This window comes from Streptomyces sp. NPDC060035, from assembly GCF_042736635.1.
Lineage (GTDB): Bacteria > Actinomycetota > Actinomycetes > Streptomycetales > Streptomycetaceae > Streptomyces.
The window spans coordinates 477,390-492,985 of record NZ_JBHWVO010000002.1 but is presented as its reverse complement, the minus strand read 5'-3'; the positions used below and the strand labels follow the sequence as shown (position 1 = coordinate 492,985).

Here is a 15,596-nt window from a genome sequence, read left to right as displayed (position 1 = left end):
GGCGCCCTTGCGCCACGAGTTGACGCACCCAATACTCCCGAGCAGCGCTTGTCAGGGGCACCGAGCATCCGGAATTCGAACGCTTTCGGAACGCGGACGCGCCCCCTGACTGCGCCTCACGGGTCCGGCCACCCCACAGGCGGGCCCCCGATTCCCCTCGGGAGGAACGAAAAGTGAGGATCAAGCGCACCACCCCCCGCAGCGGCACAGCGAGACGCAGCAGGACCATTGCCGTCTCCGCAGGCCTTGTCGCCGTCGCTGCGCTCGCCGTCCCCGCAGCCAACGCCAACTCGACCGGGACGTACAGCGCCAACCAGCTCTCGGCCGCCCAGGGCGCCGTACTCGGCGCCGACATCGCTGGTACCGCCTGGAACGTCGACCCCGCGACCAAACGGCTCGTCGTCACGGTGGACAGCACCGTCTCACAGGCGGAGATCAACCGGATCAAGGAGTCCGCCGGAGCCAACGCGGGCGCCCTGGACATCGAACGCACACCCGGCAGGTTCAGCAAGCTGATATCCGGCGGCGATGCCATCTACGCCTCCAGCTGGCGCTGCTCCCTCGGCTTCAACGTCCGCAGCGGCAGTACGTACTACTTCCTGACGGCCGGGCACTGCACCGACGGAGCCGGCACCTGGTGGTCCGACTCCGGGCACTCCACCGTCCTCGGCACCACCTCGGGCTCCAGCTTCCCGACCAACGACTACGGCATCGTGCGGTACACCAACACCTCGGTCACCAAGTCGGGCACCGTGGGCAGCCAGGACATCACCAGCGCCGCCAACGCCACGGTCGGCATGTCCGTCACCCGCCGCGGTTCCACCACCGGCACCCACAGCGGCTCCGTCACCGGTCTCAACGCCACGGTCAACTACGGGGGCGGGGACATCGTCTACGGCATGATCCGCACCAATGTGTGCGCCGAGCCCGGCGACTCCGGCGGCCCGCTCTACTCCGGCACCCGGGCAATCGGTCTCACCTCGGGCGGCAGCGGCAACTGCAGCTCCGGAGGAACGACCTTCTTCCAGCCGGTCACCGAAGCACTGAGCGCGTACGGCGTCAGCGTGTTCTGACACAGCCGGCACCGCCGCACTCCCGCGAGCCCCCGCCGATTCCCGGCGGGGGCTCCCTCTCGGCCCGCGGCTTTTGAGAGGATGTCAGGACGGTCGGTCGCAGAAGTACCACGGGGGCGGACGCTGTGCCTGTCCGGAGGAATGCCCTCCGGGCCCCCGCAGACTCCCAGGGGGTTCCAGGTCCGTGAAACGCATCGGAGTGACCGGTCACCGATCCATCCCCCAGGAGGTCTACGCGCATGTCCTGGAGGGCATACGGGCGGCGCTGTGCGGCTTCGAAGGCTCGGTGGAGGCGCTCTCCAGCCTGGCTGTCGGAGCCGACCAGCTCTTCGCCGACCTCGCACTGGCCCACGGTGCGGAACTGACCGCGGTGATCCCCAGCGGGGACTACGAGGCGGGCTTCGACGACGAGGCCGATCTCGCGCGCTACCGGATGCTCAAGGCGAGGGCCGTCCGCGAGGTCCGGATGGACTTCCCGCACTCCACCGACGAGGCCTACTACGCGGCGGGCGCCTACATCGCCGACCACTGCGACCGGCTGCTCGCGGTCTGGGACGGCCGGCCGGCGCGGGGCCTGGGCGGCACCGGTGACATCGTGACGTACGCCCGTACTCTGGGCCGGCCGGTCACGGTCATCTGGCGGGACGGGGTGGAGCGCGCCTGAACGGGCGCGGACTCACATCCGGTGCCTGGCCAGCCAGTCCGTGTGCTCGGGAGAGACGATCCGTTCGGTCTCGAAGACGGCGGCCGCCCACTGCCGCTCCGTCAGGGTGGTCTCCATCGCGGCCTGCATGTTCTCCAGGTCCTCCTCCACCAGGGAGTGCGCGGACACGAGCGGATGATGGCGGCGCATCTCGTTCCAGGCGAGGCAGGCGGCAGCGGCGGCGGAGAGCGACCCGGTCAGCGCGAAGGACCCGGCGGTGCCGAAGGTCTGCAGCAGGGCGAGGGCCAGGGCAGGCAGCGTCAGTGCGGCGATCGTGCTCGACCAGACGAACGCACCGCGCCGGGACACCTGCTGGCGTCTGCGGTACCAGCGCCGCTGCTCGATCAGCCGGTCCCGGATGTACGTCTCCTTCCGCACGGTGAAGGCCTTGTCCCGTAATTCGCGCATGGACTCGGTGATGAGCCCGCTGCCCGCGTCCGTCATCTCCTCCCGGGGGTCGTCCCACCCCACCTTCCTCAGCTCCTGAAGGCCGTCCTCCAGCCGGTTGGCGAACACGGCTTCCGGATGGTGAGTGCCGGTGTCGAACGGCGAGCCGTGCACCGCGTAGCGCCAGCAGTTGGACTTGATGTACTCCGCTGCGGAACGGTTGAGTTGCCAATGCGACTTTGCTTTGCGCCGGGAGGCGAGGTACGTCGTGATCAGGACACCGAGGTACGCCAACACGGCTACGGCGTCGAGGAGTTGGATGGAATCACCGACCTCCACATGCCAGGGGAGGGCGGCGGGCACGGTGCCGAGGGCGAGCAGGACCAGCTGTCCGCGGGTGGTATTGATCGCCTCCCGCTGGCGTGCGATGGCGATGGCGTCCGTGTGGTGGAAGAGTGCGGGCAGATCAGCGCTCCTGAAGACCATGCTCTGCAGCGGTCCGGGAATCGCCGTCATGATCACTCCTGTATTCGATGTAGTGGTCACCCGATTGCTGAAATGGAAGGGTTCCCGTCCATTTGGAGCAGTCCCGCAAATCACTCGGGTTACAGCCGTACGAGTCGAGTTGCACACCAGGGCCATGAGAGTAAAGTCGTGCCGCCGGACACTGCAATGGTGCAGGTGCCGGTGCTGTTTCCGTGTCCGGAACGAGCCCATCAAGGACGGCCGTGAAGACCTACGAAACCACTCCCAACTTCGCTGTTGCGAAGCGTCGTGTGCCGCTCGCGAAGATCGAAACTTCCGATGGCGCCGCCGCCGAGAAACTGGGGCGCGTACTCGCGACGACAGCCGGTCGCCCGAAGCAGACATCGACCTTCAACTCGGCGCTCTGACAGAATCCCCCGCGCCGCTTGCCGGCTGGACCGGCAGAATGGCCTGGCCTGTCCGCTTCACTGGCTAGACTGGTGAAATGACAGGGCCCGCGCTGCCATTCCGCGAAATCGTTCTGAAGGTGCACAGCAGGTGTGATCTCGCTTGCGATCATTGCTATGTCTACGAACATGCGGATCAGAGCTGGCGAACCCGCCCCAAAACAGTCTCTGACCATGTTATTTCCCGGACGGCTCAGCGCTTGGCTGAGCATGCCAAGACACATGCACTGCCCTCCGTGTCAGTGATCCTGCACGGAGGGGAGCCTCTGCTGGCCGGCCCCGCCCGTCTGCGGAAGGTCTGCGAGGAGTTCGGCTCGGCCCTGTCAGGTGTCGCCGAACTGGACCTGCGGATCCACACCAACGGTCTTCAGCTCAGCCCCCGCTATCTGGACCTGTTCGACGAGTTCGGCGTCAAGGTGGGCATCTCCCTCGACGGCGACCGTGCGGCCAATGACCGGCACCGCCGTTTCGCGGACGGACGCAGCAGCCACCCCCTCGTACTCAAGGCCGTCGAGCTGCTCCGGCAGGAGCGCTACCGCCATCTCGACCTCGGGCTGTTGTGCACCATCGACATCGAGAACGACCCGGAGGCGGTTCTGGACGCCTTGGTCGAGCTCGAACCGCCCCTCATCGACTTCCTCCTCCCGCACGCCACCTGGGACGAGCCGCCGCCCCGCCCGGACGGGTCCGAAACGGCGTACGCCGAGTGGCTCCTCAAGATCTACGACCACTGGCGGGACCGGGGCAGCCCGGTGCCGGTGCGCCTCTTCTCCTCCGTGCTCTCCACTCTGAGCGGCGGGCCCAGCCTCACCGAGTCGCTGGGACTGGCCCCCACCGACCTCGTGGTGGTCGAGACGGACGGCCAGCTGGAACAGGTCGACTCGCTCAAGAGCGCCTACGAGGGTGCGGCAGCCACCGGTTTCGACGTGTTCTCCCACTCCTTCGACGACGTTGCCGTACACCCGGGGGTCCGGGCGCGACAGCTCGGTCTGGCCGGTGTCAGCGAGACCTGCCGTCGTTGCCCCGTCGTACGTTCGTGCGGTGGGGGGCTGTACACGCACCGGTACCGCTCGGCCAACGACTTCGACAACCCGTCCGTGTACTGCCGCGACCTGGAGGCGTTGGTGCGCGGCATCGAGGCGCGTACCGAGGTGTCCCCGGCGGTCACGGACCGTGCCGAACTCGTCGACGCGCAGCAGGACCTGACCCGTACCCTGCTCGCCAGGCTCCACGCCGACCTCGACGGCCGCGGCGGCCCGCGGTGGAGCGAGGCCTGGGAATTGGCGGGCGTGCTCGAGTCGTCCGAGGAGGGAGCCGCCGGGCTCGATCGCGTGCTGGCGCACCCGTACACGCGGACCTGGCTGCTCGAGGTGCTGGGAGGGCTGCATGCGGGACGGCCCGATGCGGTGGACGAGGCGCTGCGCCTGCCGGCCTACGTGGCGGCCGCCACGGTGCGGTCGGGTCTCGGTCTGACGGCTCGGGCCGACTACCGGGACGGCCGGCTCCATCTGCCCACACTCGGCGAGCTCCGGGTCGGCGGGTCGGGCGAGCCGGGCACGGTTCGGCTGACGCCGACCGGGGACGGGTTCGTGGCCCGGCGTGACGACGGCGGTGGGGAGTGGCGGATCCTGCACGGGGCGGACAGCCCCGACTGGAGTCCGGTGCGCCACTTCGGCCAGGACGGCGCGCCCCGCTTCGCTCTCGACGACCTCGACCCGTACCGGGACTGTTTCGCTGCTCCGGCAGCCCCCCGGCTCGGGCGGGCCGAGGCCGATGAGTGGGAAGCCGGTCTGGCCGAGGCGTGGGAACTGCTGGAGAGGGAGGCGCCGTCGCAGGCCGCGGCAGCCGCCGGCAGTCTGACGACGCTGACCCCGCTCACCGCCGGCCGCCACGCCGAGCGGCCGCACGGATACGGGACCATCGGTCTGACGTCGACGGATGACGCGAAACAGCTGGCACTCGAACTTCTGGGCGGTTTCCGGCGGACCACTTTGCGGGCGCTGCTCGATGTCACGGATCTTTATGCGTCGGACGGCTCCTGGGACTATTTCCCACTCTGGCAGGACGGATCAGTTCCGTTTTCCCGGCTGCTGGCCGAAACCCATGAACGGGTGGCGTTCGCCGCTCTTGATCCCTGTTTCATGGAAGGCGTGGACGAGGCACTCGACATGATGGGATCGGCAGCCGAGCCCACGGCCGCGGGAAGGCAGTTCATCGCAGCACTCGAGGAGGAGGTGAAGCGAACACAGGACAAGTGGGCCGAATAGCCTCAAGATTGCTGCGGCCCGAGAACGTACCGGTGAATCCTGGGTATGGATGACTGAAAAGCGGCGTTGATTGACCGAACGCCATGGGGGTGGAGCAAGGTCCGCTCCGGAATGATGAATTCGCTCGCACCCCCTCCACAGTCCTGGGATGCGGGTGCTCACACAGGACGGGGGTCGTGTGCACGCATTTACGCAGCAGCGAGCGGACCATCGGCCGTACTTCTTTCTGAGTTACGCGCACACACCGGGGTACGGCGGTGGATCGGACCCAGATATGTGGGTCGAACGGCTTTTCCAAGATCTCTGCGGCCATGTGATGGCCATGACCAACCTGCCCGCGGGCGCGCCGGCCGGGTTCATGGACCGGGAGATACGCTCCGGCGAGGGCTGGTCGGAACGGCTGGGCGGCGTGCTGGCCAGTTGCCGGGTCTTCGTGCCGCTGTTCTCGCCGCGCTACTTCGCCAGCGAGATGTGCGGCAAGGAGTGGTACGCCTTCGAACAGCGGGCCATCCACTACCGAGCGCGTTCGAATCAGCCCGCGGAGGCGATCGTCCCCGCGCTCTGGGTACCGGTGCCTCCCAGCCAACTTCCCGGTCCGGCCGAGCGGTTACAGTTCAACCACCGTGACTTCGGGGACCGCTACGTCAGCGACGGGCTCTACGGGCTGATCAAGCTCAGACTGTTCGCCCAGGAATACGAACGGGCCGTCTACGAACTGGCCAAACGCATTGTCAGCGTCGCCGACACCGTGCAGCTCGACTCCGGCAGACCGCTCGACTACCGCCTCGTTCCCAGCGCCTTCGGACCACCGGACAGCGGCGTGGGCGTTCCCAGGCCCATGCGGATCACGATTGCCGCGCCCACGCGCCATGACCTGCCCGAAGGGCGCAACCCGGCGTACTACGGCGACAATCCGCAGGAGTGGAATCCCTATCACCCGGCCGCTGCCAGGCCTCTGGCCTATGTCGCCGAAGAGCTGGTGCGCTCCCTCAACTACCAGGCGGTCATCACCTCGTTCGACGAGGAGTCCGGACAGCCGGAAGGCAAACAGCCGCCCAGTACACCGGAGATACTCCTCGTCGACCGCTGGGCCCTTCAGGACGAGGACCGCAGGCGCAGGCTCGCCGCCTTCGACGCGGAGAACCGGCCCTGGGTGACCATGGTGGTGCCCTGGTGCCGCGACGACCACCAGAGCAGAGCCGCCGAGGCCGAACTGACCGAGAAGCTCGAGCAGACGATGCCGACCAAGATGCGGCAGGGGCGGGCCTTCTGCCGCGTCGCGGCCAAAGGGGTACCCACCATGGAGGCGTTCGGACAGATCCTTCCCCAAGTGGTCGAGGTGGCCGCTCAGCAGTACCTGAGGCATGCGACGGTCTATCCACCCGCGGGTGGACGGCACAGTGAACGGACGCGACTGATGGGGCCCATGGGCAGCACGCAGTTCATACCCGACATGCACGACCCTGCGACGGATGCGGAGGACGTATGACAGCCGGTCGTGACGGGCGCATCGTCACTTTCTACTCGTACAAGGGCGGCACGGGGCGCACCATGGCCCTGGCGAACACCGCCTGGATCCTCGCCGCCAACGGCAAACGGGTGCTGGCCGTCGACTGGGACCTGGAAGCCCCCGGGCTCCACCGGTTCTTCCACCCCTTCCTCGATCCGTCGACGCTCGGTGCCACCACCGGGGTGATCGACCTGATCACCGAATACGCCTGGGCCGCGACCAACCCGGCCCAGCGCGCGGACGACTGGCATCGCGACTACGCCCGCATACAGCCGCACGCGGTCTCTCTCAACCCCGAGGCGCTCGGCTGGGAGTTCCCGCAGGGCGGCACCCTCGACTTCGTCTCCGCCGGCCGTCAGAACCGTGAGTACTCCGCGACCGTCTCCACCTTCGACTGGGACAACTTCTACGACCGGCTCGGCGGCGGGCACTTCTTCGACGCGCTGCGCGACGACATGAAGGCCAACTACGACTACGTCCTCATCGACAGCCGCACCGGCCTCAGCGACATCGCCGACATCTGCACCGTCCACCTCCCGGACGTGCTCGTCGACTGCTTCACCCTCAGCGACCAGTCCATCGACGGCGCGGCCTCCGTCGCCCGGCAGATCGCCGAGCGCTACACCGGCCGGCCCATCTCCATCTTCCCCGTCCCGATGCGTATCGACGAGGGCGAGAAGGAGAAGGCCGACGCCGGCCGTGCCCTGGCGCGGCTGAAGTTCGACCGGCTGCCCCGCGACCTCTCCGGGGACGAACTCACCGCCTACTGGGGCGCGGTGGAGATTCCCTACCGCCCCTACTACGCGTACGAGGAGACCCTCGCCACCTTCGGCGACGAGGCCGGACTCAGCAACTCGCTCCTGTCCGCCTTCGAACGCCTCACCGCGGTCGTCACGCAGAGGGAAATCACCTCGATGCCGCCGGTGGGCGAAGAGGTGCGGCTGCGCATCCGGGACGCCTTCACCCGGCGCAGGCCCGCGCTGCCCGCCGATCTCTTCCTCAGCTATGTGGCGGAGAACCGCATGTGGGCCGACTGGGTCGAATCGGTCCTCACCCGGGCCGGATTCCGGGTCGTCCCGCGAGATGTCTCGGCCGAACCCCCCTCCGTGGACGCCACGCACACCACGGCCGAGGCGGCGCCCCGTACCGTCGTGCTGCTCTCCAGCGCCTACCTCAAGTCCCAGCGAGCCGTGGACCTGTGGGACAGGGCGGTTGCCGAGGACTCCGGCGGGGGGCGGCGACAGCTGCTGCCGCTCAGGGTCAGTGATGTGCGGCTCTCCACCCCGTACATCGACCGCAACCCGGTCGACCTGTTCCGGCTGGACGAAGTGCATGCCACGACCGCTCTGATGCGCGCCCTGGACAGGCCGGTCCAGCTCGGCGACGGCGTGTCGCCCGGGCCCCGGTTCCCCGGCACCGTGCCGCGGATCTGGAACGCACCGCCCCGCAACCCCGGCTTCACCGGCCGCTCCCTGGTCCTGGAGCGGATGCGCGACCAGCTCGGCGGCGGGATGGCCGTTGTGCTGCCGCAGCCGCAGGCCCTGTACGGACTCGGCGGCGTCGGCAAGACCCAGGTGGCCCTGGAGTATGTGCACCGCTTCATGGCGGACTACGACCTGGTGTGGTGGATCTCGTCCGAGCAGACCGACGACGTGGTGGCCAGTCTCGCCGAACTCGCCGTCCGGCTCGGGGCGCAGGGCGGGGACGACATGGCCTCCGCCTCCCAGGAGGCCGTGGACCTGCTGCGGCGCGGCGTGCCCTCGGACCGCTGGCTGCTGGTCTTCGACAACGCCGACGATCCCGAGCGGCTCAGGCGCTACTTCCCGCAGGGCGGCTCCGGCCACATCCTGGTCACGTCGAGGAACCAGGCGTGGTCCCAGCACGGCGATGCACTGCCCGTCGATGTCTTCCTCCGGGAGGAGTCGATCGAGCACCTGCAACGACGGGCCCCGGGGCTGAGCGACGAGGACGCCGCCCAGGTGGCCACCGCCGTCGGTGACCTGCCGCTCGCCGTCGAGCAGGCGGCGGCCTGGATCGCGGAGACCGCCACTCCCATCGACACCTACCTGGAGCAGCTGGCCCGCCAGGCTCCCCAGGTCCTGGCCCTGAACCAGCCGGCCGGTTACCCGGAGCCCGTCGCGGCCACCTGGAACATCTCCATCGAACGCCTCAAGGAGCGCTCGCCCGCCGCGGTGCGGCTGCTCCAGCTCTGCGCCTTCTTCGCCCCCGAGCCGATCTCCGCGAATCTCCTGTACAGCAAGGAGATGATCGAGGCGCTGAAGCCGTACGACTCCTCGCTCCAGGAGAAGCTGGTCCTGGGCCGGGTCATCCGGGAGATCGGCCGGTTCGCCCTCGCCAAGGTCGACCAGGTCTCCAACTCCATCCAGGTGCACCGTCTGGTGCAGGCGGTGATCAGGGCCCAGCTCAGCGAGGAGGAGCAGCGCGAGGCACGGCATGTCGTCCACCGGGTTCTGGCGGGTGCACGGCCCGATGACGACGAGCCGATCGACAACCCGGAGACGTGGCCGCGCTTCGCCGCGATCTGGCCGCACCTCGGCCCGTCCGACGCGCGCAACTGCAGGGAACCGGAGACCCGCAGGCTCCTGATCGACCGGGTGCGCTACCTGTGGAAGCGAGGAGATGTCAGGACCGCGGCCAGGCTCGGGGACGAGCTGCGCGAGACCTGGATGAGCATGCTGGGGGAGGAGGATCTCCAGTACCTGTACCTCTGCTTCCACATCTCCAACATCCTGCGCACGCGCGGCCGGTACGTGGAGGCGAAGGAGCTCGACGAGTTCACTCTCCGGCGCCAGAAGGAGGTGCTGGGGCCGGAGCACCCGCACACGTTCATGACCACCAGCAGTCTGGCCATCGACCTGGGCCTGCTCGGGGACTACGGCCAGGCGATCGAGCTGGCGACCAAGGCCCATGAAGGCTTCGGGCAGATCTTCCACGAACGGCACCCACGGACGCTGGCGGCGGCCAACAACCTGGCGCTCAACCTGCGGAGTGTGGGGCAGTACGCCAGGGCCAGGGAGATCGACCAGGACTGCTACGACCTGCGGTCCGAGGTGCTGGGACCCGAGCACCCGTACAGCCTCTCCTCCGCGAACGCTCTGGCCCGTGACCTGCGTGAAGTCGGGCGGTACGAGGACTCCGTCGGTCTGCTCAGCCGTACGTACGACAGTTACAAGGCCACCCTCGGCCGGACCTATCCCACCACCCTGAGTGCCGCGAAGAGCCTCGCGGTGTCCCTGCGCCGGGCGGGGCAGCTGGAGGACGCGCGCAGGCTGACGGTGGCCACGCGCGCCAGGTACCGGGCCAAGTACACCTCGGCCAACCCCGAATCACTGGCCTGCGACCTCAACATGGCGGCCGACCTGTTCGCCGCGGGGGAGGCGGCCGAGGCCCGGGACGCCGCGCAGGAGGTGGTCGACCAGTACATGAAGGTGCCGGGGGAGCAGCACCCGTACACCCTGGCCGCGCAGAACAACCTCGGCGTCTACCTCTCGGGGACGGGTGTGCCCGGGGAAGCGGAGAGGCTGCTGACGAAGGTGGTCGCCTCGATGCGCCAGGTGTTCGGGCGGGAGCATCCGAACACGCTGTTCTCCGTCATGAACCTGGCCAATGCGACTGCTGACGGGGGCGCGCTCGACATCGTGCTGGAGACCGAGCGGCGGGTGTCCGGTCAGCTCAGGGAGGTTCTGGGGGCACACCACCCGGAGACCCTGGCCATGACCTCCAACCTCGCGGTCACGCTCGACGCGATGGGGCGCAAGGACGAGGCGCTGCGGCTGCGGGCGGAGACCGGTGAGGAGCTGGCACGGCAGCTCGGGGACGATCACCCGCTGACCCGGATAGCGAGGGACGAGCGCAGGTTCTGGCGCGAACTGGAACCGATGTCGGTGTGATCCGGTGGGGGCTCCCGGCCGGAGCCCCCACCGTGTTCAGCAGACCGTTGTCCTCAGCAGACCGCCGCTTCCCGGTCGTCCAGCAGCCAGTTGAGAACTGACGGAAGCACGGACAGCGCATCGAAGTGTGCTGCCGCCGGTTCCATCACGGCGGTGACGTCCGGGATCTGCCCGGCCAGCCAGCGGGAGTGGCCGATCGGTGAGAACACGTCCTTCTCGCCGTGCCACAGCATCACGGGGCCCGTGATGTCCGCGGGGTCGAACCCCCAAGGCCGGCAGAACGCGAGCGCGTCGTCGATCCAGCCGTACGCCGATGTGCGCAGCCCCTCACGGTAGTTGGCGAGGAGCATCGTACGGATGCCCGCGTCGTTGACCACGATCCGGTCGGAGTCGGTCAGCTCCCGGCGCAGGTCGTCCAGGAGCCGGACCGGATCCTGCCGGATCTCCGCCGAGCGGCTGATGAAGGACTCCGCGAGCCCGTCGGGATCGGCCGCGGCTGCGGAGTACGCGAGGACGTTCGACGCGGCCATCCCGTCGAACCAGTCGAGGCCCTCGGCATCCCAGGGGGCCAGGCCTACCAGTGCGGCGGTACGGGTGACCCGGTCGGGCATCATCGCGGCGCAGGCCAGGGCGTGCGGCGCGCCGCCCGACCGGCCGACCACGGCGAAGTGCTCCAGGCCGAGCGAGTCGGCGATCGCCCGTACGTCCTCGACGACATCCACCACCCGGCGTCCCGCCAGCCGGTCGGAACCGCCGTACCCCGGGCGGTCATAGGCGATCAGCTGCATCTTGCGTTGGTAGAGGACCATTCCGCGTGGAGCGGGGCCGAGCCGGCTGCCCGGCATTCCGTGTAGGAGGAAGACCGGTCTGCCACGCGGATCCCCCTGACGCTCGACCATCAGATGCCGCCCGTCCGCCACGCGCACCCGACTGCGCACCCCGCCGCCTCCGCTCGGTCGCCCCGCCCGGTCCGGGCACCAAGTGCCCGATGTGTGCTGCCAGTTCGATGATGACCCATCAAAGGCATTACCGGCACTCCTTGTCGGAAGGAACCCGTGTTCGCCCGGTTTCCGGCTTGTACCGCATCCGGACCCGCAACCCCAGCATCCGGACCCGGAAGGGCGAAAACAGGACAGGACTAGTCCTCACCCGCTGCCGACAACCGACTGCACGCGGTGTTCGCATGTGGAACCGACGTGGCCAGACCTCCCGGTTGTGAACGGGGCAGGAGCGAAGCGTCGTTGTCGTGTGTGCGTCCTGAAGTCGACCTTGTGTGCTATCGCCCGCATCGGAATAGTGGGCGGCTCCATCCTCCGTGTTCCGGACACCCCACTTGTCCGTACACGGCCCCACAGGAGGTCGAAGTTGAAGCACCGACGCATATCCAGGAAGCGTGCGGCCATAGCAGGATCGGCCGTCGTCGCCCTGGTTGCAGCAGGAGTTACCTTCCAGACTGCGAACGCCAGTGATGACGTGCCCCAATTCACGGCACGGACACTGACGGCGAACGCGGCCGGAAATCTCGCCACGACCCTGGACAGGACCCTGGCCGGCGACACAGCCGGGGCCTACTACGACGCCGAGGCGAAGAACCTGGTCGTGAACGTCCTCGACGAGGTCGCCGCCGAGCAGGTGCGTCAGGCCGGCGGCAAGGCAAGAGTCGTGCAGAACTCGCTCACCGAGCTGACGTCGGCCCGGCAGACCCTCACCGACAAGGCCACCATCCCCGGCACCTCCTGGGCCGTCGACCCGGTCAGCAACAAGGTGGTCGTCACGGCCGACCGTACGGTCGACGGCGCGGCCTGGGACAAGCTCAGCGCGGTGGTCGAGGGGCTCGGCGCCAAGGCCGAACTCAGCAAGTCCGCTGGGGAGTTCAAGCCCCTGATCGCAGGCGGCGACGCCATCTGGGGCGGCGGCGGGCGCTGCTCGCTCGGCTTCAACGTGGTCAAGGGCGGCGAGCCGTACTTCCTGACCGCCGGGCACTGCACCGAGTCCATCACCAGCTGGTCGGACTCGCAGGGCGGCGCGGAGATCGGTGCCAACGAGGGCTCCAGCTTCCCGGACAACGACTTCGGTCTGGTCAAGTACACCTCGGACGTGCCGCACCCCAGCGAGGTGAACCTCTACAACGGTTCCACCCAGCCGATCACCAAGGCGGGCGAGGCGACCGTGGGCATGTCGGTGACCCGCAGCGGCTCCACGACCCAGGTGCACGACGGTGAGGTCACCGCTCTGGACGCCACGGTGAACTACGGAAACGGCGACATCGTCAACGGGCTCATCCAGACGACGGTCTGCGCCGAGCCGGGCGACAGCGGCGGCTCGCTCTTCTCGGGCGACACCGCCATCGGCCTGACCTCGGGCGGCAGCGGCGACTGCTCCTCGGGAGGCGAGACCTTCTTCCAGCCGGTACCGGAGGCGCTGTCCGCCTTCGGAGCCGAGATCGGCTGACGTAGAACCCCTGTTCCGGTAGGAGACGGGCTCGCTCCCTCACCCCACATGAGGCGAGCGGGCCCGTTTTCGTGACCGGTGGACGTCGGAACGGCCCTTCGCCGTCACTGCCCCGGGCCCGGTACGGCGCCGGGCGGTGTCGAGATGCATGGCGAGCTGCATCGCTCGAGATCGCATCCCACATCTGGATCAGGAAGGTGTGGGCTTCCTGCCATTTCCGCCGATCGCGCCCGCCGACGTCCTTGGCGTGTCTCTCTTCGTCTCTTGTCCGGTCACGCAGAGCCTGCGCCCCCCGATTCGATCACGGGGACAGGATCCTGGGGGGTGCGTCCGTAGTCCTGCGGGTGTGCCCGATGTGGCAGTGAGTCGATCCGCCGGAGCCGGTGAGCGTGTTGCGAGCGGTTACCGGCCCGCGTGGTCAGGCCGATCCGGGCCCGGGCGGCTCTACGTGACCCGGGCCCGACGGGACGACGGCGGTCAGGCGGCCTGGGGCAGTCTGGTGTTCGCCTTGGCCGGTGCCACGCCGAAGATGTCCACGGCGTGGTAGTACGTCCAGGCCGTGGCGTTGCACGAAGTGAGCGTTGCGCCGGAGTAGGCGGCACATACGCGTTTGAGGTCCGAATAGAACGCGGAGTCGATGCGGGACTTGTTGGCGGGGAACGTGCCGGCGGCCTTGTAGTTGCGGTAGCCGAAGTCGTGGCGGGCGCAGGCCGTTTGGAACGGGAAGCCGAACGGGTTGTCGGGCGAGGTGCTGCAGTAGTCCGTCGACCAGTCGAAGCCGTACGCTGCCCAGCCGCCCTGGTTGTTGCGGGCGGCGTTCCAGGCGTTGTAGCTGGAGGCGCTCGTCTGGGTCCAGGAACTGAGGACCTGGGGCTTGTCCGAGGGTGCAGCCGAGGCGGATGCGGCGGGAATCAGAGCGAGCGGGAGCGACAGGGCGACTGCGGTGAGCGGAGCGGTGAATCGGCGACGCATGAGCAACCTCCGTGGGATGAAAGGGAGTTGTGCTTGCCGTGCTCCGTGGGTCGCACGGGGCCGCTTCAGAATGCCGTCATGTACCTGCCATGCCTAGCTGTTTCGTCAATCTGACGCCAAGAATTGGGGCGCCGGTCGGGCAGCGGTCACGGGGGGCTACCGGGCGCCGGGCCGGCATCGGGTGCTGAGCGAACATCGCGGAGTTCGCTGCCCGGGTGATGCGTACAGCCTCAGGCGAGGCTCGAACCGCCCGCTGCCGCTGCCGCTGCCGCTTCCTCCGCCCCGTCCGGCCTGCGCCGCATGGACAGAAGCAGGGTGACGACCGTGCCTGCGACCGCCCAGGCCGACAGCACCAGCAACGGTCCGGTGACCGCGTTGCCCTTGAAGTACGCGATCGAGCGGGCCACCCAGGTTCCCGCGCCCGGCGGCAGGGCGGGGCCGATCGCCCGCCAGAAGTCCGGCAGCATCGGCAGCGGGAAGGCGCCGCCCGCACTCGGATTTCCCGCGATCACGATGATCAGGACGGCCAGGCCGATACCGACGATGCCGGTGAGTGCCTCCAGGGCGAGAGTGATCATGCCGACCGAGAAGACGACCAGGGCGCCGAGCCCGGACAGGGCCCACACGCTGCCCGGGAGTGCGCCGAGGACCGGTCCGACGATGACCGCGCCGCCGATCCCGCCTGCGATCGAGTACAGCGCCATGACGCCGGTGCGGATGGCCGCGCGCTGCCGGTTGGCGGGCCTGGTGCCCGCGCTGATCGCCAGGATCGAAGCGCAGAGGTAGCCGCCGACGCACCAGCCCACGACCAGATAGAAGGACGACAGGCCGTCGAAGTCCTCTCTGGAGGCCGGGGCGACGTCCACGGCTCGCACCGTGCGCTGCCGGGGCTCCTCCGCCTTCGCGATGATCTTGACCAGGGTGTCGGCCAGTACGGTGCCGCCCCCGGAGGCGACGAGGACGGTGTCGGTCGCCCCGGTGGGGCTGACGACCAGGGCGCCGTCGATGTCACGGTTCATGATCTGTCGGCGGGCCTCGGCCGCGTCGCTGACCGCGCGCGGGTCCAGCGGGCCGCCCGGGAGGTCGCCCAGTCCGGTGACGAGCTGCCCGGACATCTGCTGCGGGGCGACGACACCGAAGGGGACATCCGTCGGGTCGGGCTTGTGCAGGGCCCCGACGTACGACGCGATGAACAGCAGCTGGAGCCCGAGCACGCCGATGACGAGCAGTGCGGCCCGTGCGGTGACGGCGTTCTTCACTTCACCGGCGAAAGTCATGCCCCTACGGTCCGGGCGGCCCGTTGTTCACGCAGGCGGGGCGGGGCCGAATGGCCCAGGGGAGGGGCGGTGGGGGCCGTCCCGGGCCGCGGGTGTCGCGGGATCCGCGGCGA

Annotated in this window: 11 protein-coding genes; 7 read left to right on the top strand and 4 right to left on the bottom strand. The window is 68.8% G+C overall.

Translation table 11 applies throughout. From position 1 onward, the window contains the following. Positions 1–173: 173 nt before the first annotated feature. The gene (locus tag ACFWBQ_RS04835) at positions 174–1,073 is read left to right on the top strand and encodes a S1 family peptidase (RefSeq protein ID WP_385483884.1); all 900 of its coding nucleotides are present in this window, start codon (positions 174–176) and stop codon (positions 1,071–1,073) included. Between the two features lie 184 nt (positions 1,074–1,257). Next, entirely contained in the window at positions 1,258–1,737 is a 480-nt protein-coding gene (locus tag ACFWBQ_RS04830; protein WP_385483883.1) for a hypothetical protein, read from the top strand. Positions 1,738–1,749: 12 nt separating this feature from the next. Here ACFWBQ_RS04830 and ACFWBQ_RS04825 read toward each other — a convergent pair whose 3' ends face one another. Beyond that, positions 1,750–2,679 carry a DUF4231 domain-containing protein gene (locus tag ACFWBQ_RS04825; RefSeq protein WP_385483881.1) on the bottom strand — a complete coding sequence of 310 codons (930 nt, stop codon included), beginning with the start codon at positions 2,677–2,679 and terminating at the stop codon, positions 1,750–1,752. 212 nt (positions 2,680–2,891) lie between these two features. Between ACFWBQ_RS04825 and fxsA the strand changes: the two genes are divergently transcribed. From fxsA to fxsT, 4 genes are all read left to right on the top strand, one after another. Continuing rightward, positions 2,892–3,056 carry an FxSxx-COOH cyclophane-containing RiPP peptide gene (fxsA, locus tag ACFWBQ_RS04820; protein ID WP_385483879.1) on the top strand — a complete coding sequence of 55 codons (165 nt, stop codon included), beginning with the start codon at positions 2,892–2,894 and terminating at the stop codon, positions 3,054–3,056. A 77-nt stretch (positions 3,057–3,133) separates the two neighbouring features. After that, positions 3,134–5,362: a radical SAM/SPASM protein FxsBH, inactivated beta-hydroxylase extension form gene (gene fxsBH / locus ACFWBQ_RS04815; RefSeq protein ID WP_385483877.1), complete on the top strand. Its 2,229-nt coding sequence runs from the start codon at positions 3,134–3,136 to the stop codon at positions 5,360–5,362. 148 nt (positions 5,363–5,510) lie between these two features. After that, positions 5,511–6,851 (top strand): FxsC protein, encoded by a 1,341-nt coding sequence (fsxC, locus tag ACFWBQ_RS04810; RefSeq protein ID WP_385483875.1) that lies wholly within the window; start codon positions 5,511–5,513, stop codon positions 6,849–6,851. Continuing rightward, positions 6,848–10,783, top strand: a complete 3,936-nt coding sequence (gene fxsT / locus ACFWBQ_RS04805) for an FxSxx-COOH system tetratricopeptide repeat protein (RefSeq protein WP_385483873.1) — start codon at positions 6,848–6,850, stop codon at positions 10,781–10,783. Before fsxC ends, fxsT begins: the two co-directional genes overlap by 4 nt. A 53-nt stretch (positions 10,784–10,836) precedes the next feature. On the opposite strand, the gene ACFWBQ_RS04800 is transcribed toward fxsT, so the two are convergent. Beyond that, a complete protein-coding gene (locus tag ACFWBQ_RS04800; RefSeq protein WP_385483871.1) occupies positions 10,837–11,721 on the bottom strand; it encodes an alpha/beta fold hydrolase in 885 nt (294 codons plus the stop codon). A 427-nt stretch (positions 11,722–12,148) separates the two neighbouring features. Between ACFWBQ_RS04800 and ACFWBQ_RS04795 the strand changes: the two genes are divergently transcribed. After that, entirely contained in the window at positions 12,149–13,234 is a 1,086-nt protein-coding gene (locus tag ACFWBQ_RS04795; RefSeq protein WP_385483869.1) for a S1 family peptidase, read from the top strand. Positions 13,235–13,711: 477 nt separating this feature from the next. On the opposite strand, the gene ACFWBQ_RS04790 is transcribed toward ACFWBQ_RS04795, so the two are convergent. Together ACFWBQ_RS04790 and ACFWBQ_RS04785 are read right to left on the bottom strand one after the other, a co-directional pair. Continuing rightward, a complete protein-coding gene (locus tag ACFWBQ_RS04790; protein ID WP_385483867.1) occupies positions 13,712–14,206 on the bottom strand; it encodes a phospholipase in 495 nt (164 codons plus the stop codon). 230 nt (positions 14,207–14,436) lie between these two features. Continuing rightward, on the bottom strand, positions 14,437–15,483 hold the full coding sequence (locus tag ACFWBQ_RS04785) for a DUF3533 domain-containing protein (protein ID WP_385483865.1): 1,047 nt from the start codon (positions 15,481–15,483) through the stop codon (positions 14,437–14,439). Positions 15,484–15,596: the final 113 nt, after the last annotated feature.